Genomic DNA, 20,772 nt, shown 5'->3' on the forward strand with positions numbered 1-20,772 from the left:
CGGTGCACTCCACAACACGGGGTGTGTTGGCGCCCCTTATAACGACAAAGAACCAAGCGGTAAAAAAGATTTTTTCAATCGGCCTGAAGGAATTTTCCCATAACGCTCAATCGTCCGACGTCTTGTGCTTGTACTCGCACAGGTCCTCGATTCGGCAGCTTCCGCACTGCGGCTTGCGCGCCTTGCAGACGTAGCGCCCATGCAGGATCAGCCAATGGTGCGCATCCAGCAGGTATTCCTTGGGCACGAACTTGAGCAGCTTGCGCTCCACTTCCAGCACATTGCGCCCCGGCGCGATGTTGGTGCGGTTGGAAACACGGAAAATGTGGGTATCCACCGCCATCGCCGGCTGTCGGAAAGCCGTGTTGAGGACCACGTTGGCCGTCTTGCGGCCCACGCCCGGTAGGGCTTCGAGGTCTTCGCGGTTCTCCGGCACCTGGCCGCCGTGCTTCTCGATGAGGATGCGGCAGGTTTCGATGGTGTTCTTCGCCTTGCTGTTATACAGGCCGATGGTTTTGATGTACTCGGACAGGCCCTCGACGCCCAGGGCGTAGATTGCCTCCGGGGTGTTGGCCACCGGGTAGAGCTTGGCGGTGGCCTTGTTCACCCCGACGTCGGTGGCCTGGGCGGAGAGCAGCACCGCGATCAGCAGCTCGAAGGGCGTGCTGTAGGCCAGTTCGGTTTCGGGGTTGGGATTGTCTTCCTTGAGTCGGCGGAAAATCTCCGCGCGCTTGGCGGCATTCATTCGATCACTCCGGTCACGCGGACGCGTTGGCGCTCGGTTGCGGGACCGTCGCCCGCTGGCACCTTGGCGCGGTCCGCCAGGCTTTCATCAATATGGTTCTTCAGGGCAATCAGCAGGCCCAGCACCAGGAAGGCACCGGGCGGCAACACGGCCAGCAACAGGCCCTGGTAGCCGGGAATCTGCAGTTTCCAGCTGGCGGCGTCGGGGCCGAACAGCAGGTCCATGCCCGCGAAAAGGGTGCCATGGCCGAGCAGTTCGCGCAGCGTGCCGATGGCCAGCAGGACCAGGGCGAAGCCCAGCCCCATCATTAGTGCGTCGAAGGCCGAGCGCGCCACGTTGTTGTTCGCGGCGAAGGATTGCGCGCGACCGAGGATCACGCAGTTGGTGGTGATCAGCGGCACGAAGATGCCCAGCACTTCATACAGCTCGTACCGCCACGCCTGCATCAGCAGTTCCACGCAGGTGGTGAGGGTGGCGATGACCAGCAGGAAGGCCGGCAGGCGCACGGCCTCGCTCAGCGTGCCACGGATCAGCGAGACGGCGACGCTGGAGCAGACCAGCACGAAGAGGGTCGCCAACCCCAGGCCGAGAGCGTTGACCATGGAGCTGCTAGTGCCCAGCAGCGGGCACAGGCCGAGCAATTGCACAAGGCCGGGGTTGTTCTTCCACAGGCCTTGCAGGGCGATTTCGCGGTAGCCGGGATTACTCATGCTTGTCTCCCGAGGTCGCAGGGGCCAGCAGCTCGGATTTGTGCGCGTCGAAGTACTGCAGCGCCAGGTGCGTGGCCTTGACCACCGCGCGAGGTGTGACGGTGGCGCCGGCGAACTGATCGAACTGGCCGCCGTCCTTCTTCACTTTCCAGCCGGCCTCGGTCGGGTCGCTCAGGGAGCGGCCGTCGAAGCCATGCAGCCAGTCGCTCCTGCCCAGCTCGATGCGGTCGCCCTGGCCGGGTGTCTCGTGGTGCGCCACGACCCGCACGCCGAGCAGGCGGCCTTGTGCGGTTACCCCCACCAGCAGCTGGATCGATCCGCCGTAGCCATCTCGCGCCACGGGCTGGAGCACGACCGCCGTGGTCTGCCCCTGGAGCCGGGCGAGGTAGGCGGGCGCCGGCTCGTCGCGGCCCAGCAGCTTGGGATCGAAGGCGCTGACTTCGGTCTCCAGTGGATGGTTGTCGTAGCTGCCCCTGGGCAGCAGTTCCAGCAGGGTGCGGCCACGCGCCTCGCGCTGGGCGGTGTCGATGCGCTGGGCGGTGAGCTGATGGACGATCGACACCATGCCGGCGGCAAGCACCGCGAGCAGGCCCAGCGCCAGGACATTCTTCAGCAGGGTGCGGTTCATCGCTCACCCGCCTTGAAGCCGCGCTCGGGCTTCTTGTGCCCGTAGGTGCGCGGACGGGTGAAGTAGTCGATGGTCGGTGCGGCAAGGTTCATCAGCAGCACGGCGAAGGCCAGGCCGTCCGGGTAGCCGCCCCAGGCGCGGATCACGTAGGTGAGCACGCCGACGCCGATGCCGAACATCAGCCGGCCACGGTTGGTGGTGGCGCCGGAAACCGGGTCGGTGACGATGAAGAAGGCGCCGAGCATGGTCGCGCCACTGAACAGGTGCAGCAGCGGCGACCCGTGGGAGTCGGAGCCGGTGCCGTTCCAGAACAGCAGGCTCATGACAAACAGGCCACCGAGCATGCCTACCGGAGCGTGCCAGGTGAACAGCTTGCGCCAGAGCAGGAACAGCCCGCCGGTGAGGAAGGCCAGGTTGACCAGTTCCACGCCGCGCCCGCCAACGTTGCCGAAAGCGGGCGACTGAGCCAGCAGTTCTTCCATGGTCAGGCTGTGGTTGTTGCGCACCACGTCCAGCGCCGTGGCGCCGACCCAGGCGTCCGGCCCTGTGCTTGCGAAGCCGAAGATCTGCCGCAGGCCCTCGGCGAAACCGAGCGCGCTGTCCGGTGCCGGCCACTGGCTCATCTGCTGCGGGAAGGACACCAGCACCACCGCGTAGCCGACCATGGCCGGGTTGAACGGGTTCTGTCCGAGGCCGCCATACAGGTGCTTGCCGAAGATCAGCGCGAACACCGTGGCGATCGCGCTCAGCCACCAGGGCGAGTAGGGCGGCAGGGCGAGGGCGAGCAGTACCGCGGTGACCAGCGCGCTGCCGTCCTTGAGGAAAAAGGTCACCGGACGGTCGCGCAGCTTGAGCATGAGCGCCTCGGTAGCGAGGGCGAGCAGGCTGCACCAGAGCAGGTTGAACAGGGTGCCGACGCCGTACAGGCCGATTAGCACCAGGGCGCCCGGTGCGCAGGCGGCTAGCAGGGTCAGCATGACCTTCTGCGTGCGATTCGCGCCGGTGGCGTGGGGCGAGCTGATGCGCGGCAGCTTCATGAGCGCACCTCGCCCTGGGCGTCGGCGACGCCGCGTTCAGCCGCGTACAGGCGTTCACGGGCAACGGCCAGAGCCGCTTCGCCAGCACCTTCGCGTTCGAGCTTCTTCAGATCGGCGCGGGCGTAGGCCAGTTCGGTTTTGGCGGCGCGCAGGGCATCGGTGATCGGGCGCTTGTCGGTGCGCACCAGGTCCGGCGGCGCCTTGCCACTGGCGTCTTCGGCGGCGTGCAGGGCGGCTTCGGCGGCCCCGAGCGACTGGCGGATCGCGGCCAGTTCCTCGGCGGTAGCGCCTTCGCGCTCAGCGGCGCGCAGGGCATCGCGCTGGGCGATATAGGCCACCTTGGCCTCGCGCAGGGCGAGAACGCCGTCGACGGGATGCCCGGTTTTCAGTTCGGTCGGCATGGCGGGCCCCTGCAGTTCGTTGAGTTGGCGCTCGATGCGTTCGACGTCTGCACGCAAGGAGGCGAGGGTGGCGCGCTGCTCGTCGCTGGGCGATTCGCCGAAGGCCTTCTCGGACTTCTTCAGTTGGGCGCGCGCCATGGCGGCGTCGATCTTCGCTTTCTTCAGTACGGCTTCGTCCGCGGCCGGCGCTGCGGCGGGGGCCGGTTCCGAGCTGACGATTTGCGCTTGGGCAGCCGCCAGCGCGGCTTTCGCCTCTGCGGCGGCGCTGCGCAGTTTGGCGACCTGGGTGCGCAGTTGGTCGGTGTCGTGGGCGGCCAGTTGCTTCTCCGCCTTGTTCAGGGCGACCTGGGCCATGCTGGCGTCGATCTTCAACCGCTTGAGCTGGTCGGGTGCATTGCCCACCGCCTTCTCGGCCTTCACCCGCTCGATCACCGACTGCGCGGCTGGCGCGGCGGGCGTTTCGACCTCGGGTTGGTCATTCTGCGCGCGCGCCGCTCGCTCCTGCCGGGCGAGGCGGTCGGCAGCGCGCTGTGCTTCCTCACGGCGCAGACGCTCCTGGCGCTGCTCGAAGCGCAGGCGCGACTGCTCGGCCTTCAACTGGCGCTGTTCCAGCTCGCGTATCTCGCCCTTGGAGGCGCGATAGTACTGCACCAGCGGAATGCTCGACGGGCAGACGTAGGCGCAGGCGCCGCACTCGATGCAGTCGAACAGGTTGTGCGCCATGAGCTGCTGATGGTCTTCGGCGAAGAAGTACAGCTGCTGCGGCAGCAGGCTCGCGGGGCAGACCTGTGCACAGTCGCCACAGCGGATGCACGGCAGCGCCTGCGCAGGTGGCGGCAGCTCTTCGCGCGTGGCGGCCAGCAGGCAGTTGGCGGTCTTGATCAGCGGCACGTCCAGCGAGGGCAGGCTCTCGCCCATCAGTGGGCCGCCGAGCAGTAAGCGGTCCAGTTTCGCGTGGTCGAGGCCGGCGAACTCCAGCAGCTCGCCTACCGGTGTGCCGATCAGCGCTTCGACATTGCACGGGCTCGCCAGCGCGGCGCCGCTCAGGGTGGTGATGCGCGAGATCAGCGGCCGCCCGCGCAGCACGGCATCGGCCACGGCGACGGCGGTGCCGACGTTCACGCAGAGCATGCCGATATCCGCCGGCAGTCCGCCCGAAGGCACTTCGCGGCCGGTGAGCACCTGGATCAGCTGGCGCTCGCCGCCGGAGGGGTAGCGGGTCGGCACCGGTTGCAGGCGGATCGGCCGTTCGCCAATGGCGGCCTGCACGGCGGCGATGGCCTCGGGCTTGTTGTCCTCGATGCCGAGCAGCACCTGCTGCGGCTGGAGGATGTGCATCAGCACCTCGATGCCTTCGACCAGTTCGACGGCGCGCTCGCGCATCAGCAGGTCGTCGGCGCTGATGTAGGGCTCGCACTCGGCGCCGTTGATGATCAGGGTGTGCAGGTCGTCCTGAGCGCGGGAGGCGAGCTTGGCCGCGGTGGGGAAGCCGGCGCCGCCAAGGCCGGCGATGCCTGCCTGACGAATGCGCTGCAGCAGTTCGACGCCGGAGAGGGATACATACTCGGGCTCGGGTGTGAGCTCGATCCACGTCTGCGCGCCGTCGCTGTCGATGACGATGGCGGGCACCAAAAGGCCGGAGCTGTGCGGATAGGGTTGCTCGCCGATCGCGACCACGCTGCCGGAAGTCGGTGCATGCAGCGCAGCACTGATGGCGCTGCCAGCCTCGGCGATCAACTGGCCCTTGAGCACGCGTTGGCCGACTTCGACGCAGGGCACGGCGGGCTCGCCGATGTGCTGCTGCAGCGGCAGCACCAGGCGGCGGGGCAGCGGCGGTTGCTGGATCAGCGTGGCGGTGGATTGCTGCTTGTTGGCCGGCAACTGCAGGCCGCCGGGGAAGCGCCAGACCTGCGCGTTCATGCCGCCTGCTCCCGATCGGTCTGGATCAGCCGGCCCTTTGGCAGCGGCCATTTCCAGTCGGCGACGCGCACCGGCAGATCGCGCATCTCGATGCAGTCCACCGGGCAGGGTTCCAGGCACAGGTCGCAGCCGGTGCATTCGTCGGCTATCACCGTATGCATCAGCTTGGCCGCGCCGACGATGGCGTCCACTGGGCAGGCGCGGATGCACTTGGTGCAGCCGATGCACTCGGCCTCGCGGATATAGGCCACGCGCTGTGGCGTCTCTTCGGCGGCGTCCAGCGGCAGGGGTTCGACGTCCAGCAGTTCGGCGAGGGCGGCGATGGTCGCGGCGCCGCCGGGCGGGCATTTGTTGATCGCGTCACCCTCGGCAATGGCCTGGGCGTAGGGCTTGCAGCCGGCGTAGCCGCACTGGCCGCACTGGGTCTGCGGCAGCAGGTCATTGATCTGCCCGGCGATGGGCTCGCCTGCGAGCTTCAACCGCGCTGAGGCCAGGCGCAGCGCCACGGCGCCGCCGAGGCAAACCACGATGATCAGCAGCGCCGCGATCATGGCTTGAGCAACCCGCTGAAGCCCATGAACGCCAGGGACATCAGCCCGGCGGTGATCATGCCGATGGCCGCGCCCTTGAACGGCTTGGGCACGTCGGCGATGGCGATGCGCTCGCGCAGGGCGGCGAAGAGCACCAGCACCAGGGTGAAGCTCAGCCCGGCGCCGAAGCCCTGGAAGGTGGATTGCAGGAAACCGAACTCGGCCTTGCGCGCATTGAGCAGCGCTACGCCCAGCACGATGCAGTTGGTGGTGATCAGCGGCAGGAAGATGCCCAGCGTGCGGGCCAGCAGCGGGCTGGTCCTGTTCACCAGCAGTTCGGTGAACTGCACCACCACGGCGATCACCAGGATGAAGCCGATGGTGCGCAGGAACTCCAGGTCCAGCGGTTGCAGCACGTAGCGCTGCAGGATGTAGCTCAGCGCCGAGGCGAGGGTGAGGACGAAGGTGGTCGCCAGGGCCAGCGCGAGCGCCGTCTCGATCTTGCGCGACACGCCCATGAACGGGCAGATGCCGAGGAACTGCACCAGTACGAAGTTGTTGACCAGGATGGCGCTGACCAGGATCAGGGCGAGTTCGGTCATGGCCGGCGCCCCGTGCTCGGATGTGGGCTGTTCATGCTCAGATTCCGCTGATCAGCAGGTCGATGGCGGCGATGATCTCCAGGCGCAGGTGCGCCAGACTGCCCACCGGCTCGCCCAGCTCACGGCGGGAGATACCGGCCATCTGTGGGGTCAGCAGCAGGAGCGTCTCATCGCCCACGTGCACTTGCGGCATCAGTCGATGGATGCCGGCCAGGCCCCTGGCGCGGCTGAGCGGGATCACCATACGCGTGTTCAGCGAGGCCAGCAGGTCGCTCTGTACGTCCAGCAGCAGCGGGATCGCCTCGCAGGTGCGCGGGTTGGCGTTGCGGTAGAGATCGAACTGCTTCATCAGAAGCTCCGCAATCCATTACTGAACACGCCGGTTTCCTCGACGTGCTGGTTGTAGGTTTCGATGGCTTCGCGGTTCTGCTCCAGCCAGCGCTGGCCCAGGCGCTCCTTGACCACATCGGCCAGCGCCTCCTCCAGCACCGCCGAGAGGTTCACGTCCAGCTCACGAGCCTGTTTCAGCAGGTCACTGTTGAGGCTCAGATTGGTGGCTTTCTTCGGCGCCTGGGGGTCGTAGGTCATGTGCATGAGCGCCTCCACGGTAGATGCGCATAGGTTATGCGCATTGCTCGGCGGGGACAATCTTCCCGCGCTGTAAATCAGTTGCGGTGCCAGGGGCGGCGGGAGGAATATCGGCGGCTGCCGAACCTGATCGGTTCCCCTCACGGAAGTCGCGATGCGCACACCCTTGTCCGGACGCTTCACAGCCCTCTGCCTGTTGTTCTCCAGTAGCCTGGCTTCGGCCGCACCCTTCACCATCGCTGACCTGGTCGGTTGGCCGCGCATGAATCTCGCTGACTTCGCCTGTCTGCTGGAGCAGCGTACCGGCCACGCCGACGCACAGTTCAGCTGCGCCGCCAGCAAGAAGCTGAGCAACTGGGGCGATGCCTGCCACGACACTGACCTCAGCTACGCCGGTCCGCAGTTGCCCGAAGCGCTGGTGCACCAGATCGACCCGCGCATCGCGGCGGTGGACCTGGACTGGGAGTTCGGCCGGCTGCAATCGGTCAACGTCACCTTCGAGAGGATCATGACCGCCGAGGAGGTCGCCGATATTTTCCCGCAGGTGAACCTGGAAGACCCCACTTCACGGGACAACCTGAGCAACGCTTCGCTGCAGGACTGTGCGTCGGATGCGTCGTGCCTCTACCTGGAAGGCTTCGAGCACCTGGGTGGCGGCGACGTGGACTGCGAAGACGCTCAGTAGGTCATGCACGCGGCGTTGAGCAGGCCGATGCACAGCGAGGCGCCGCCGAGGAATACGCCGTGGGCCAGGGTGTTGCTTTCGATGCCGCCCTTTAGCTCCGGCACCAGGCGCGACAGGCCGAGGAACACCAGCACCTGCACCAGCATGGCGATCACGCCCCAGATCAGCATGTCGACCAGGCTGACGCTGTGGGCGATGGCGCTGGCCAGCGGCAGGGCGAAGCCCAGCAGGGTGCCGACCAGGGCCACGGCGGCGCTGAGGTTGCCCTGGCGGATCAGCTGGATTTCCGCGTAGGGCGTCAGGCGGATGTAGAGGCTGGTGAACAGCCCGAACAGGCCGATGGCCGAGGCGAAGTAGGCGAGGAAGTTGGGCAGGGTCTGCAGCAGGTTCATGGCGGATCCTTCAGACGAAATAGTGGGGAACGAAGCGGCTGCTGTCGCGGGTGATGGCGCTGGCGTCCTCGCGGATGCCCAGGCCGGCGGCCTCGCCGTCGATCACCCAGCAGCCGAGCACGGCGTAGTTGCCATCGTTGTTGGCCAGCGGCGCATAGCCCTGGTAGATGCAGGGCGCGTCGGCGTGGGGGCCGTTGCTTTCCAGCTGCAGGTCGCCGGCGACGATGCGGATGTTCTCGCCCTCGCGGGAATACAGCGGCTTGCGTACGTAGGCGCCGGGAATGTCCTGGCGATAGCTGGCGGGCAGCAGGTTGGGGTGCTGCGGGTTGAGCTTCCAGAGGATCGGCAGCATGGCCTTGCTCGACATCAGCAGCTTCCACGCTGGCTCCAGGAAGCGGACGTCACTTCGCTCCAGGTGCTCGGCGAAGCTGTCCTGCAGCAGCCATTCCCAGGGGTAGAGCTTGAAGCAGTGGCGGATGTCCTGCTCGTACTGGTCGATGAAGGTGCCGCGTCCGGCGTGATGGCCGATGAACTCCAGCGGCAGGTAGCGTGTGGACAGGCCGGCCTGGTGCGCGGTGTCGAGCAGGTAGAGGGCGTTGCCGGTGTCTTCCTCGTGGCCGTCGATGGCAGTGAAGTGCAGCAGGCCATCCGGGGCGATGGCCTTCCAGCGCGCGATCAGCTTCTCGTGCAGCGAGTTGAACTGGTCGGCGGCCGGGTTCACGTCGTTCAGCCACTGCCACTGCACCACGCTGGCTTCCAGCAGGCCGGTGGGTGTGTCGGCGTTGTACTCGAGCATCTTCGGCGGGCCTTCGCCGTTCCAGGCGAAGTCGAAGCGGCCGTACAGGCTCGGGTCCTGGCGGTTCCAGGAGCGGATGATTTCCTCGCGCGCACCCGGCGGCAGCTGGAAGGGCTCGAAATGACCGGTACGGATCACCCATTCCACGCATTCCAGGTAGCGCTGGTGCAGGTCTTCGCTGGCGGCCTCCAGCGTCTCGATCTGTTCGAGGCTGAATTCGTAGGCCACCGATTCGTCCCAGTACAGGCCGTCGATGCTGTGGAAAGTGAAGCCGACCGCCTCGCAACGCTCGCGCCAGTCGGTACGCGGCGTCATGACCAGGCGACGCATCAGCCGCCCCCGGAGAAGCGCGCGCCGGAGTGGCCGAAACCGCCGCGGGTGACCAGTTGGCGCGATTGCACCTGGTAGGTCTGAGCGGTCCTCGGCCGCGAGCCGTCCTCGTAGCTCGGCCCGCGATAGCGCCCAGAGCTGCCGACGTAGCTGCCGCCACCGCTGCTGGTGGATTCCGGCTCGCAGGCGTTGGGCGTCGTGCCCCAGTCCTTCAGGCAGTCCTCGCGATTGGCGTAGAGATCACGGTACACCGGGTTGTGGTGCAGCACGCTGTAGAGCACCCCGCCAGTAAGCAGGGTGGTGAAGACGATGTTGGATTTCTTCATGCTTGGTTCGTGGCGCGCCGGGTTCCGAGTTTTCGCCATAGCCAGCGCAGGAGCAGGCCGGCGATCAGCAGCACGACCAGCAGTGGCAGGCCATACGCGGCTGTCTGGATGGCATTGACGGTGCCGTCGGTGAGTTCGTCGAGCGAGTTGCCGAAGGCCTTGCCGATGCGCGACCAGCGACCGCTGGGCTGGTATTCGCTGGAGAAGTCCAGGGTCAGCAGGTTGGTGGAGATGCGCCGTTGTTGCTGTGCGGCGTCCTGGCTTGCGGCGTGCAGTTGCTGCTCGACCTCGGCGGTGGCCTTCGCCAGGGCCAGCAGGTCGCTGACGCTCATGTCCTTGCGGCCCTGGAAGCCCTGCAGGGTCTGGTACTCGCGCTCCAGCCGCTCGCGCAGTTGCTGGTTGTCGCTGACCGCCTGGGCGAGGTCTTCGGCGCGGGTGCTGCGACTCTGCAGTTGCCCGCCTTCGGCTGCGAGGGCGACGAGTTTTTCCACGCCTTCGGGAACGATGCGTACGACGAGGTGCGCTCTGCGCATCTGGCTGTCGCCGCTCTGCTCGATGGCGATCAGCTCGCACTGGCCAAAGTGGCTCTGCGTGCAGGCATCGCGGGAGGCAGCCAGTTGCGCGTCGATGCGCTCGCTGGCCAGGCGGATGCCGACCTGATGTTCATAGGCGAGGAAGGAACCGGCTTTCGCCGCTTCCCCCTGGAAAGCGGCGCCGGAGCCGGCGGCGTGCTCCGAGGGAGCGCCGCAGCCGGCGAGGGCGGCGCTCAGGCCGAGCGCTGCCCAGAGGTGCAGTTTCATCGATGGCCTCCTTGCCTTGATGAGGTGCGCTTACTTGACGCGCTGGCCGGGTTTGGCGCCGCTGTCGGGGCTCAGCAGGTAGATCTCTTCACCGCCGGGGCCGGCGGCCAGGACCATGCCTTCGGAGATGCCGAACTTCATCTTGCGCGGGGCCAGGTTGGCCACGTACAGGGTCAGGCGGCCTTCGAGCTTGCTCGGGTCCGGGTAGGCGCTCTTGATGCCGGAGAACACGTTGCGCTTCTCGTCGCCGATGTCCAGGGACAGGCGCAGCAGCTTGTCGGCGCCCTCGACGAACTCGCACTTCTCGATCAGCGCGATGCGCAGGTCGACGGCGGCGAAGGCGTCGAAGTTGATCTCCGCGGCCAGCGGGTCCTTGGTCAGTTCGCCATTACCAGTGGGCTGGTTGGCGGCGGCGAGGTCTTCCTTGGAGGCTTCGATCATGGCTTCGATTTTCGCAGGCTCGATACGGGTCATCAGCGGGTTGAACGGGTTCAGTTGGTGGTTGGCCAGCAGTTGCTCGTGGTCGGCCCACTTCAGCGGGGCGACGTTGAGGAAGGCTTCGGCGGCTTCGGCCAGCTTCGGCAGCACGGGCTTAAGGAAGATCACCAACTGACGGAACAGGTTCACGCCCAGGGCGCAGATGGCCTGGACTTCGTCCTGCTTGCCTTCCTGCTTGTTCAGCGACCACGGGGCCTTGTCGGCGATCCAGGCGTTGGCCTGGTCGGCCAGGGCCATGATCTCGCGCATGGCGCGGCCGAAGTCACGGGCTTCGTAGGCGGCGGCGATGCTCGGCGCGGCAGTGCGGAAGGCCTCGACCAGTTCCGGCGCAGGATTGGCGTCCACCAGCAGGCCGTTGTTGCCCTTGTGGATGAATCCGGCGCAACGGCTGGCGATGTTGACCACCTTGCCGACCAGGTCGGAGTTGACCTTCTGCACGAAGTCTTCGAGGTTCAGGTCGAGGTCGTCCACGCCGCGGCCCAGTTTGGAGGCGTAGTAGTAGCGCAGGTATTCCGGGTCCAGGTGGTCCAGGTAGGTGCGCGCCTTGACGAAGGTGCCGCGCGACTTGGACATCTTCTGGCCGTTGACGGTCAGGTAGCCGTGCACGTTGACCGCGGTCGGCTTGCGGTAGCCGGCGCCCTGGAGCATGGCGGGCCAGAACAGTGCGTGGAAGTTGACGATGTCCTTGCCGATGAAGTGGTACAGCTCGGCCTCGGAGCCCTCTTTCCAGTAGGCGTCGAAGTCCAGTTCCGGGCGGCGCGCGCAGAGGTTCTTGAAGCTGGCCATGTAGCCGATCGGTGCGTCCAGCCAGACGTAGAAGTATTTGCCCGGTGCGTCGGGAATTTCGAAGCCGAAGTACGGCGCATCGCGGGAGATGTCCCACTCCTGCAGGCCGGAGTCCAGCCATTCGGCGAGCTTGTTGGCCACCGAGTCCTGCAGGGTGCCGCTACGGGTCCACTGCTGCAGCATGTCCTGGAAGTCAGGCAGCTTGAAGAAGTAGTGCAGCGATTCCTTGAGCACCGGGGTGGCGCCAGAGATCGCCGATTTCGGGTCTTTCAGCTCGGTCGGGGCGTAGGTCGCGCCGCAGGCTTCGCAGTTGTCGCCGTACTGGTCGGCGGTGCCGCACTTCGGGCAGGTGCCCTTGATGAAGCGGTCGGCCAGGAACATCTGCTTTTCCGGGTCGAAGTACTGCGTCACCGGACGGGTGGCGATGTGGCCGGTGTCGCGCAGCTTCAGGTAGATCGCCGAGGACAGCTCGCGGTTCTCTTCCGAATGGGTCGAGTGGTAGTTGTCGAAGTTGACCATGAAGTCGGCGAAATCGGCCATGTGCTCGGCGCGCACACCGTCGATCAGTTGCTCGGAAGTGATGCCTTCGCGCTCGGCGCGCAGCATGATGGCCGATCCGTGGGCATCGTCCGCGCACACGTACGCCGCCTGGTTGCCACGCATCTTCTGGAAGCGCACCCAGATGTCGGTCTGGATGTACTCCAGCATGTGACCCAGGTGGATCGAACCATTGGCGTAGGGCAGGGCGCTGGTGACGAGGATCTTGCGGGCTTCGGACATGATGATCGGCCGTTCCGGTTAAAACGAGGGAATCGGCAACTATATAGGGGCGGGGCGAAATTTTCATCCGTGGCCCGCTTGGCTGCAGGGGCGAATTCACCTTTGAGCATCAGGCGCTTGGGCTGTTCGCGAGCACGAACTAGGCGTCCCCCTCGTTCCTACGAAGAGCGGCAACTCTGCATGAACCTGTAGGAGCGAGCTTGCTCGCGAACCGGGCCTACCCCCGATGACCCGAGCAAGGCCGCGGCGAGAGGCGTAAGATACCCGCCCATTCTGCTCAGTCTTTCATCGGGAGTACCCATGGGCGCCGCCAACCGAGCCACGGTGGAAAACCTTCTCCGCCAGATCAACGACCCTCATACCGGCCAGAACCTGCTGGACGCCGGCTACCTGCGCGAGCTGGACATCCAGGGCGGGCGTATCTCGCTGACCCTGGAGCTGGGCTACGCCGCCGGCCTGTTCAAGAACGGCCTGGCGCAGACTGTGCAGATGGCCCTGGAAGCGCTCGACGGCGTCGACTCGGCCCTGGTCAAGGTGGAAACCCACATCGCCGCGCACAAGGCCCAGGCCCAGGTGCCGGGCATGAGCAACGTCAAGAACATCATCGCCGTGGCCTCCGGCAAGGGCGGCGTGGGCAAGTCCACCACCGCCGCCAACCTCGCGCTGGCATTGGCCCGCGAAGGCGCCAAGGTCGGCATCCTCGACGCCGATATCTATGGCCCGAGCCAGGGCATCATGTTCGGCATCCCCGAAGGCACCCGGCCGAAGATCCGCGACCAGAAGTGGTTCATCCCGCTGGAAGCCCACGGTGTGGAAGTCATGTCCATGGCCTTCCTCACCGACGACAACACCCCGGTGGTGTGGCGCGGCCCGATGGTTTCCGGCGCGCTGATCCAGCTGATCACCCAGACCGCCTGGAACGACCTGGACTACCTGGTCATCGATATGCCGCCGGGCACCGGTGACATCCAGCTGACCCTGGCGCAGAAAGTTCCGGTGGCCGGCTCGGTGATCGTCACCACCCCGCAGGACCTGGCCCTGCTCGACGCGAAGAAGGGCGTGGAGATGTTCCGCAAGGTCAACATCCCGGTGCTGGGCGTGGTCGAGAACATGGCCGTGCACATCTGCTCCAACTGCGGGCATGCCGAGCATCTTTTCGGAGAAGGCGGCGGCGAGAAGCTGGCCGCGCAGTACGGCGTGGAGCTGCTGGCCTCGTTGCCGCTGTCCATGGCCATCCGCATGCAGGCCGACGGCGGCAAGCCTACGGTGATCGCCGACCCGGAAAGCCAGCTGGCGATGATCTACCAGGAAATGGCCCGCTGCGTCGGCGCCCGCATCGCCCTGAGCGAGAAGGCCGCGCCGGACATGCCGAACATCTCCATCAGCGACGACTGATCTGTGACCACGCCGCCGGGCGTGCCCCTTTGCCGGGCGGCGCGCCTGCCGGTAAGATTCGCCTTCTTTTTTCAACCGCCGCACAGGACACCCGCCATGAGCATCAAATCAGACAAGTGGATTCGCCGCATGGCTCAGGAACACGGCATGATCGAGCCGTTCGTCGAGCGCCAGATTCGTGGTGCCGATGACAGCCGGGTGATTTCCTACGGTGTTTCCAGCTACGGCTACGACGTGCGCTGCGCCGCCGAATTCAAGGTGTTCACCAACATCCACTCGGCGGTGGTCGACCCGAAGAACTTCGACGAGAAGAGCTTCGTGGACATCAACAGCGACGTCTGCATCATCCCGCCGAACTCCTTCGCCCTCGCCCGCACCGTCGAGTACTTCCGCATCCCGCGCGACGTGCTGACCATTTGCCTGGGCAAGAGCACCTACGCGCGCTGCGGCATCATCGTCAACGTGACTCCTCTGGAGCCGGAGTGGGAGGGCCACGTGACCCTGGAGTTCTCCAACACCACCAACCTGCCGGCGAAGATCTACGCCCACGAAGGCGTGGCGCAGATGCTGTTCCTGCAGTCGGACGAAGCCTGCGAAGTGTCCTACCGCGATCGCGGCGGCAAGTATCAGGGCCAGACCGGCGTCACCCTGCCCAAGGCCTGATCGGGCCGCACAGAGAGAAACGGACATGACCTCGCAAGGATTGCGGGGCCTGCTTTGCGCCCTGTTGCTGGGCGCCAGCGGCCATCTGGCGGCAGCCGAACTGAATGTCACCCCCGGTGGCGAAGTGCTCGGCCTCCCGTCCAACGCTCCCCTGAACCAATTCGTCGAACGCCTGGGCGAGCCCACGGCGCGCTTGCCCATGCGCGGCGGCGAACAGGGCCTGCTCTACGGCAACGCCACGCTGCTGGTGTTCAAGGGCCAGCGCCTGACCGAGGTGCGCTGCTGGCTGCATAGCCGATTCACGCCGTCGTTGTTCCTCGGTTGGCTGGATCAGGTTGAGCCGGGCAAGGACCCGCTGACCTTCGCCGTGGATGACACGCTGCATCTGGGGCAGGAGCGCGGTGCCGCGTCCGGCTGGCTCAATGGCCACGAAGGTGACGGTGACGAGCTGTCCGATGTCCGCATGAGCGGCAACAGCGAAGTCTGGCTGGGTTATGGCAACTCCGACGACTACGGCATCCAGGGCGAGAGCCGTCAGGTCGTGGTGTCCCTCAGTGTGAGTATTCCCGAACCGCCTGCTGCTGCTGCTGCCTCAATGGGCGTGATGAGCCGTCCCTAGGACTTCCAGTACGAAGGCCGCTCGTTCCTCCAGGCTCGCGAGTGGCAACTGCACGACGCGATACCCCAGCGCCTCGTAGACTGCGGCCATCACCGCCGCCGTTCGCCGCGCTTCGCTGAAGTCCTGCCGGCGTTCGGCGTCGTTGCGGTAGATGGCTTCCCACGCGGGCGCCAGGAACACGGTTTGCCCGTAGCGCTGTTCCCGTGTGGCGATTTCCAGTGCTTCGGGAATCGGCAGGCCGCAGAGCCGTGCGTACCCCAGCACGTCCGGCAGGCCGCGATCGAACAGCCATAGTCCACCCGCGGCGAGCGCTTGTTCGCGGGTCGTCAGCGCATGCTCGAACATTTCCCGGCAGAAAGCCTCCCGGTTTGCCCACGGCAGTGCATCGCCGCCACGGGCCAGTTGCTCGCGGATGATCGCGCGGCCGCCTTCCTCAACGATATTCAGGCCGTGATGCTGGTGCAGATGTTCGAGCAGCGTGCTCTTGCCGGCGCCAGGGCCGCCGGTGATGACGATGAGAGATTCGGACATGACGATGACTCCTGTGGGAAAGGATGCGAGGGAGTACCGGCCGGAGAAGAGTGTTGCGAAGGGAGGTGCAGCGGAAACGAAGCGGGGAAAAAAGAAAGGCACCCAGAGGGTGCCTGAATATGATCATGGAGTAAGTCGACAAATCTGATTCCGGGGCGGGGACCAAGTTCCCGGTCCCCGGAAATATTTTTCAGATCATCACTTCTCCGGCACCAGTGTCAGGCGTTTCACGCCGTAGACCTTCTCCAGGTTCTGCGACTGGAAGGGGAAGCTCATGTAGTTGCCTTTCAGCCAGGCATCAATGCCGTCCGCGTAGTGCGGACTGGCCGGATTGCCGGACTGGCCGCTGCTGTTGAGGCCGATCATCGGCTCGCTCTGGCCGAAGTCGACGACGATGCGCATGGCCGGGATCAGCCAGGTGTTGAAGTCCTGGCCCCAGTGGTAGGCCGAGACGTTCAGCGTGCTGTGGTCGCCGCCGGCCGGGTAGGGGCCGCGGTCCAGATAGCCCTTGATCGCGCCCAGGCTGGCACGGTCGCCGGCGCTCAGGTTGGGCGCCATCTTGGTGCTGTCGCTGACCCACTCGTAGGTGTGCAGCTTGCCCCACTGCCAGGCGTGGCGGTCGCTGCCCAGCTTCTGCTCGCAGAAGGCGGTGGCGGCAGCCAGGCTGCGGGCGAGGATCGCCGGCTTGTCTTCCTTCTGCGGGGTGCGTGTGTCGTCCCAGAACGGGCTGTCGTCACGGCCCAGCAGGTGGTCGGCCTGGGCCGAGTAGGAGAGGTTGGCAGTCTCGACGAAGGCCTTCCACGACGGGCTGTCTTCCGGGCCCAGTTCGTCGAGGAAGATCTGTTTGGTGCTTTCCTGCAGGAAGGCTTCGTAGAGCGCGGCGTCGCCGGAGGTGGCCGAGAGCTTGCCGTCGAATGCCATGATCCGGTCCAGCGCTTCGCGGGCGCGGGCGCGCTGGTCGGCGGGCAGGGCGTCGATGGCTTTCTTCAGCGGCTGCGCCATGCCCGGTGCATCCAGCATCGACTGCAGCTTGCCGGCGAACGGCGTGGTCTGGTCGTACTGCATGGCGATCATGCTGCGGTAGTCGTGGCTCTTGCTGCCGCCGGCGAGCTGGGCGATGCGCTCGTAGCGCTCCGGGTAGTACCAGGAGCTGGACAGCTGCGCGCCGTAGCCCGGCTGCACGCTGCGGTGGTTGGCGGTGCCCAGCCAGCCTTGCGCCGGGTCCTGGTCGGACGGGTGCAGGATCGGGTCGGCGTAGCCGTCCCAGTCATAGCGGCCGTCCCAGCCGGGGGAGGGCAGCAGGCCGCGGCCTTCCTTGCGGTTGGGGAAGCGCCCGGTGACCTGCCAGCCGATGTGTTTTTCGTCGGCGAACACGATGTTCAGCGCCATTGCGCGCACGTCGCGGGTGGCGTCGAAGGCCTGCTCGACGTTCTTCGCGCGGGACAGGTCGAAGAAGGCGTCGAGGGTGCGGTCGGTTTCGCCCTGGATGCTCTGGTAGGCGATGCCGTAGCCGCTGGACAGCGGCAGCGGTTGCAAGTCGTGCTTGCGCTCGCCCAGCGCGCTGTTGAGCAGCGGGCCGTGGCGGGTCTCGTAGATGACTTCGCGGACCGGGCTCTGCCCCTTGATGAAGAAGGTCTCGTTGCGCTCGATGGTGGGCTTCCACTGGCCGTCGGCGAGGTAGTAGAGCTTGCTGCCCTGGCGCTTCACCTGCTCGAGGAAGAGGTCCTGGTTGTCGCCCATGACCATGGTCATACCCCAGGCCAGCTTGCCGTTGAAGCCAGCAACCACGCCCGGCACGCCGGCGATGGAGACGCCCGCGGCGTTGTACTTGGGCGAGCGGATCTGCACGTAGTTCCACACCGAAGGCATGGACAGCGGCAGGTGGGTGTCGTTGGCCAGGATGCTCTTGCCGCTGCGCGTGCGCTGCGGGGCGATGGCCCAGTTGTTGGAGGCGGCGACGCCCATCATCTGCAGCGAGGCGACTTGCCCGGCGGCGCGGTCGAGGACGTCGAGGCCAGCGATTTTTCCATCCAGGCGCAGGCCCTTGAGTTTCTCGGCTTCCTCGAAGGGCAGCGCTTCGTCCGGGTAGATCGGCGTCAGCCAGGGCAGCTTGTCGGTACCGACCTTCTGCGCGAGCACCAGGGAGGCGATCTCCTCCTGCAGGTTCACCGCCAGGCCGAAGTTCAGCAGGCTGAAGACCAGCGCGGAGTCTTCCGGCTTCCAGTATTCGGGACGGTAGCCGGACTCTGCCAAGTCCATCGGTAGCTTGTCGCGGTAGCGGTACAGATAGGCGTTGACACCGCGTGCGTAAGTTTCGAAGAAACGCTTGAGGCGCGGTGAGGAGCCTGCATAAAGCGCGTCTGCGGCCTTTTTCAGGTTCACCGTGCGCATGAAGCGGTCGGTCTCCAGCGCACCGGGGCCGACCATCTCGGACAGGCGCCCCTGCGCCATCAGGCGCAGGCCGACCATCTGGCTGATGCGGTCGCTGGCATGCACATAGCCCAGGGTGAACAGCGCGTCGTGGAAGGTGCTGGTCTCGATCAGCGGCATGCCCAGGCTGTTGCGGCGGATCGACACGTTGTCCGCCAGGCCCTTGATCGGTTGCACGCCGTAGCTCGGCGGCAGGCTGCCTGCATAGCTGTCGTTGAGCCAGCCCTGGCAGCCGGTGAGGCTGACAGCGGCGCTGAGGGTGGCGGCAAGGCCGAAGCTGGGAAGCCGGCGGAAGGCTCGCGGGGCCATGGGAATGTGCTCCTGCACGAAGAGGATCGCGGAAAAGGCGCTACGTTAGTGAGCCGAGGATAGCTGTGCAAGCCACGCGCGGCGGGATTTTCAGCGGCAGGCGAATAGTTGGGCCGGACAGCAGAAGGCCCGCGCTCGGCGGGCCTTCTTCGCAGTGCTCGGGGCCTGGGTCAGGCGCCGTGGCACTTCTTGTACTTGCTGCCGCTGCCGCAAGGGCAAGGATCGTTGCGGCCCACGTCCTTGAGCGGGTTACGCGCCGGCTCGTGGCTGTGGTTGCAGTGCGGGCCGTGCACGTGGCCGTGATCATGGTGGTGGTCATGATCGTGGTCGTGGTTGCAGTTCGGACCGTGTACGTGGGGTTCCTGGCTCATGGTGACGCTCACTCGGGGATGAAATCGCCGGGAATTATCTCGCCATTACGGGCGATGTGCACGCTCTGTCCGAAAAGCAGGCCGGTCTTCACCTCGCCGGTGAGGTTGTACCTGATCGGCTTGTCCGGGTCTTCCAGCAGCTTGACGATGTACTTCATGTGCCGCCACAGGTTGGTGGTCACGGGCACCTCGAAGGTTTCGTAACCATTGGCCGGCACTGTGAACCAGTTATTCGACTCGCCCTCGGCGAGATCGACATCATTGAGCTTGACCTTGTAGGCCAGGCCGCGAACCGGAAGGCTGAAGTCGTTCGGGTTGTCGATGCGGAAATGCAGGACGAATTCCTGCTCCAGCAAACGAGCTTTCACGACGTCGACTTTCTGCAGCTTCACGTCGGGTTGCTCGAAATTGCCTGACATCCAGCCGCAGCCGGAGACTAGGCCGAACAGCCAGAACAGGCCGAGAATTCTTATCATTTGCGCCTGATAATTCATGTCTACCCCTCAAGACGCCCCAGTGTACCAAGCACCTGCTCGGCCGCAAGTTGTTGTTACGTTAAAAGAAGCTGCACCATACTGGCCGAATGTAACCGGCGGGTTAACACAGGAGAGTGAAGATGAGCCGCTATGAGATTGCCTTCTCGGGACAGACCGTACCGGGTGCTCAGCTCGAAACGGTGAAAGCCAACCTGGCCAGGCTGTTCCAGGCCGACGCGCAGCGCATCGAACTGCTGTTCTCCGGCCGGCGCATGGTGATCAAGAACAACCTCGATGCCGAGGCCGCGGAAAAGTACCGCAGTGTGATCGAGCGCGCTGGCGCCGTCGTCGAAGTGGTCGACATGGACGCGCAGATCGAGGAAATCGAACTGGCCCCGCCGCCGCCCACCGAGCCTGTCAGCGCACCCGTACAGCCTGCTGCGGCGCAGGGTCGCCTGAAAGTGGCGCCGCGAGACGAATACATGGCGGCATTCGCCGACGTGGATGCTCCGGACTTCGGGCTGGCGCCGGTGGGCACCGACCTGCAGGACGAGAAGCCCGACGCCCAGGCGCCGCGCGTGGACCTCAGCCAGTTCAGTGTCGCCCCGGTGGGCAGCGACATGGGCCAGGCCAAGCCCGAGCCTGCTGCGCCTGCGCCAGATACCAGCCACCTCAAGCTACAGGACTGATCAGTCGCCCTGGTGCGGGTCGTCCTTGTAGACGAACTTGGGCATTTCCCAACGGAAGCGGATCGCCAGCATGCGGAACAGGAAGCCGGCAAACAGGGTGATCAGCATGGCCTGCTCCTTGGGCAGGTCGATCTGCAGGCAGATCAGGTAGCACCAGGCGCTGGCGAACGACACGCTGGCGTACAGCTCGCGGCGGAAGATCAGCGGCACGTCGTTGCAGAAGATGTCCCGCAGGATGCCGCCGAATACTCCGGTAATCACCCCGCTCACGGCGGCGATCAGCAGGCTGTGGCCCATCTCCAGGCTGACCTGGCAACCGATCAGGGTGAAGGCCACCAGGCCCACGGCGTCCAGCGCGAGGAACATCGAGCGCAGGTGGCGCATCAGCGGCGCGATGAACACCGTGACAAGCGCCGCGCCGGCCGTCAGTGCCAGGTACTCCGGGTGACGCACCCAGGTCAGCGGATAGTGGCCCAGGAGCATGTCGCGCACTGAACCGCCACCCAGGGCGGTGACGCAGGCCACCAGCACCACGCCGAACAGGTCCATGCTCCGTCGGCCGGCGGACAGCGCGCCGGTCATGGCTTCGGCGGTGATGGCGATGATATAGAGAACGGTCAGCAGCATGGCGAGGTCCGGCAGGAGTAGCCGGTGCGGCGAAACACCGCCGCCCCGGAAAAAAGCGCGGATTCTAGCCCAGACACCGCACGCCCCCAAGTGGGGCGAGTTCGCTCC

General features: G+C 65.8%; 24 protein-coding genes. 5 read left to right on the plus strand and 19 right to left on the minus strand.

The features are described from left to right. Nucleotides 1–106: 106 nt before the first annotated feature. Genes nth through ACIPK7_RS27680 form a run of 9 tightly spaced genes read right to left on the minus strand, consistent with a single transcriptional unit; the run spans nucleotide 107 to nucleotide 7,167 of the window. Nucleotides 107–745, minus strand: a complete 639-nt coding sequence (gene nth / locus ACIPK7_RS27640) for an endonuclease III (RefSeq protein WP_192436107.1) — start codon at nucleotides 743–745, stop codon at nucleotides 107–109. Then, complete coding sequence (locus ACIPK7_RS27645; protein ID WP_401091453.1) at nucleotides 742–1,455, minus strand: electron transport complex subunit E; 714 nt, start codon at nucleotides 1,453–1,455, stop codon at nucleotides 742–744. Before ACIPK7_RS27645 ends, nth begins: the two co-directional genes overlap by 4 nt. Continuing rightward, entirely contained in the window at nucleotides 1,448–2,083 is a 636-nt protein-coding gene (rsxG, locus tag ACIPK7_RS27650; RefSeq protein WP_192436105.1) for an electron transport complex subunit RsxG, read from the minus strand. The genes ACIPK7_RS27645 and rsxG overlap by 8 nt, the downstream gene beginning before the upstream one ends. Beyond that, complete coding sequence (locus ACIPK7_RS27655) at nucleotides 2,080–3,120, minus strand: RnfABCDGE type electron transport complex subunit D (protein WP_192436104.1); 1,041 nt, start codon at nucleotides 3,118–3,120, stop codon at nucleotides 2,080–2,082. Before ACIPK7_RS27655 ends, rsxG begins: the two co-directional genes overlap by 4 nt. Continuing rightward, nucleotides 3,117–5,441 carry an electron transport complex subunit RsxC gene (gene rsxC, locus ACIPK7_RS27660; protein ID WP_401091456.1) on the minus strand — a complete coding sequence of 775 codons (2,325 nt, stop codon included), beginning with the start codon at nucleotides 5,439–5,441 and terminating at the stop codon, nucleotides 3,117–3,119. The genes ACIPK7_RS27655 and rsxC overlap by 4 nt, the downstream gene beginning before the upstream one ends. Further along, entirely contained in the window at nucleotides 5,438–5,992 is a 555-nt protein-coding gene (gene rsxB, locus ACIPK7_RS27665; protein ID WP_401091458.1) for an electron transport complex subunit RsxB, read from the minus strand. The genes rsxC and rsxB overlap by 4 nt, the downstream gene beginning before the upstream one ends. Beyond that, the gene (gene rsxA / locus ACIPK7_RS27670) at nucleotides 5,989–6,573 is read right to left on the minus strand and encodes an electron transport complex subunit RsxA (RefSeq protein ID WP_401091460.1); all 585 of its coding nucleotides are present in this window, start codon (nucleotides 6,571–6,573) and stop codon (nucleotides 5,989–5,991) included. The genes rsxB and rsxA overlap by 4 nt, the downstream gene beginning before the upstream one ends. 37 nt (nucleotides 6,574–6,610) lie before the next feature. Beyond that, the gene (locus tag ACIPK7_RS27675; RefSeq protein WP_192436100.1) at nucleotides 6,611–6,922 is read right to left on the minus strand and encodes a CcdB family protein; all 312 of its coding nucleotides are present in this window, start codon (nucleotides 6,920–6,922) and stop codon (nucleotides 6,611–6,613) included. Further along, complete coding sequence (locus ACIPK7_RS27680; RefSeq protein WP_401091462.1) at nucleotides 6,922–7,167, minus strand: type II toxin-antitoxin system CcdA family antitoxin; 246 nt, start codon at nucleotides 7,165–7,167, stop codon at nucleotides 6,922–6,924. The genes ACIPK7_RS27675 and ACIPK7_RS27680 overlap by 1 nt, the downstream gene beginning before the upstream one ends. Nucleotides 7,168–7,315: 148 nt before the next feature. On the opposite strand from ACIPK7_RS27680, the gene ACIPK7_RS27685 reads away from it, so the two are divergent. Beyond that, nucleotides 7,316–7,846 carry a hypothetical protein gene (locus ACIPK7_RS27685; RefSeq protein ID WP_401091464.1) on the plus strand — a complete coding sequence of 177 codons (531 nt, stop codon included), beginning with the start codon at nucleotides 7,316–7,318 and terminating at the stop codon, nucleotides 7,844–7,846. Here ACIPK7_RS27685 and ACIPK7_RS27690 read toward each other — a convergent pair. From ACIPK7_RS27690 to metG, 5 genes are read right to left on the minus strand one after another with little or no spacing between them, the layout of a single operon-like run. Beyond that, entirely contained in the window at nucleotides 7,840–8,238 is a 399-nt protein-coding gene (locus tag ACIPK7_RS27690) for a DUF350 domain-containing protein (protein WP_401091466.1), read from the minus strand. The two genes, ACIPK7_RS27685 and ACIPK7_RS27690, sit on opposite strands and share 7 nt — an antisense overlap. 10 nt (nucleotides 8,239–8,248) lie before the next feature. Further along, nucleotides 8,249–9,364, minus strand: a complete 1,116-nt coding sequence (locus tag ACIPK7_RS27695) for a glutathionylspermidine synthase family protein (protein ID WP_401091468.1) — start codon at nucleotides 9,362–9,364, stop codon at nucleotides 8,249–8,251. Next, nucleotides 9,364–9,690 carry a hypothetical protein gene (locus tag ACIPK7_RS27700; protein WP_192436095.1) on the minus strand — a complete coding sequence of 109 codons (327 nt, stop codon included), beginning with the start codon at nucleotides 9,688–9,690 and terminating at the stop codon, nucleotides 9,364–9,366. Before ACIPK7_RS27700 ends, ACIPK7_RS27695 begins: the two co-directional genes overlap by 1 nt. Next, nucleotides 9,687–10,484, minus strand: a complete 798-nt coding sequence (locus ACIPK7_RS27705) for a DUF4349 domain-containing protein (protein ID WP_401091526.1) — start codon at nucleotides 10,482–10,484, stop codon at nucleotides 9,687–9,689. The genes ACIPK7_RS27700 and ACIPK7_RS27705 overlap by 4 nt, the downstream gene beginning before the upstream one ends. A 36-nt stretch (nucleotides 10,485–10,520) precedes the next feature. Next, nucleotides 10,521–12,554, minus strand: coding sequence for a methionine--tRNA ligase (gene metG, locus ACIPK7_RS27710; RefSeq protein WP_401091470.1), 2,034 nt, complete (start codon nucleotides 12,552–12,554; stop codon nucleotides 10,521–10,523). Nucleotides 12,555–12,854: 300 nt separating this feature from the next. Here metG and apbC point away from each other — a divergent pair, with 300 nt between their 5' ends. The 3 genes from apbC (at nucleotide 12,855) to ACIPK7_RS27725 (ending at nucleotide 15,231) form a co-directional block, all read left to right on the plus strand. Next, nucleotides 12,855–13,949, plus strand: coding sequence for an iron-sulfur cluster carrier protein ApbC (apbC, locus tag ACIPK7_RS27715; protein ID WP_401091472.1), 1,095 nt, complete (start codon nucleotides 12,855–12,857; stop codon nucleotides 13,947–13,949). Nucleotides 13,950–14,045: 96 nt separating this feature from the next. Further along, a complete protein-coding gene (gene dcd, locus ACIPK7_RS27720; protein WP_017521037.1) occupies nucleotides 14,046–14,612 on the plus strand; it encodes a dCTP deaminase in 567 nt (188 codons plus the stop codon). A gap of 25 nt (nucleotides 14,613–14,637) precedes the next feature. Beyond that, nucleotides 14,638–15,231, plus strand: a complete 594-nt coding sequence (locus ACIPK7_RS27725) for a hypothetical protein (protein ID WP_401091474.1) — start codon at nucleotides 14,638–14,640, stop codon at nucleotides 15,229–15,231. Here ACIPK7_RS27725 and ACIPK7_RS27730 read toward each other — a convergent pair. From ACIPK7_RS27730 to ACIPK7_RS27745, 4 genes are all read right to left on the minus strand, one after another. Continuing rightward, on the minus strand, nucleotides 15,205–15,762 hold the full coding sequence (locus tag ACIPK7_RS27730) for an AAA family ATPase (RefSeq protein WP_401091476.1): 558 nt from the start codon (nucleotides 15,760–15,762) through the stop codon (nucleotides 15,205–15,207). The genes ACIPK7_RS27725 and ACIPK7_RS27730 overlap by 27 nt on opposite strands. 198 nt (nucleotides 15,763–15,960) lie before the next feature. Next, nucleotides 15,961–18,501, minus strand: coding sequence for a penicillin acylase family protein (locus tag ACIPK7_RS27735; protein WP_401091478.1), 2,541 nt, complete (start codon nucleotides 18,499–18,501; stop codon nucleotides 15,961–15,963). A 170-nt stretch (nucleotides 18,502–18,671) separates the two neighbouring features. Beyond that, nucleotides 18,672–18,872 carry an SEC-C metal-binding domain-containing protein gene (locus ACIPK7_RS27740; protein WP_024765232.1) on the minus strand — a complete coding sequence of 67 codons (201 nt, stop codon included), beginning with the start codon at nucleotides 18,870–18,872 and terminating at the stop codon, nucleotides 18,672–18,674. Nucleotides 18,873–18,880: 8 nt separating this feature from the next. After that, nucleotides 18,881–19,366: an LEA type 2 family protein gene (locus ACIPK7_RS27745; protein WP_401091479.1), complete on the minus strand. Its 486-nt coding sequence runs from the start codon at nucleotides 19,364–19,366 to the stop codon at nucleotides 18,881–18,883. Nucleotides 19,367–19,488: 122 nt separating this feature from the next. On the opposite strand from ACIPK7_RS27745, the gene ACIPK7_RS27750 reads away from it, so the two are divergent. Further along, complete coding sequence (locus ACIPK7_RS27750) at nucleotides 19,489–20,037, plus strand: hypothetical protein (RefSeq protein ID WP_401091480.1); 549 nt, start codon at nucleotides 19,489–19,491, stop codon at nucleotides 20,035–20,037. Here the strand turns inward: ACIPK7_RS27750 and ACIPK7_RS27755 are convergent, their stop codons facing one another. Next, nucleotides 20,038–20,664 (minus strand): trimeric intracellular cation channel family protein, encoded by a 627-nt coding sequence (locus ACIPK7_RS27755; RefSeq protein WP_024765229.1) that lies wholly within the window; start codon nucleotides 20,662–20,664, stop codon nucleotides 20,038–20,040. Nucleotides 20,665–20,772 lie beyond the last annotated feature (108 nt).

It is taken from the genome of Pseudomonas sp. NPDC086581, assembly GCF_044746165.1.
Lineage (GTDB): Bacteria > Pseudomonadota > Gammaproteobacteria > Pseudomonadales > Pseudomonadaceae > Pseudomonas.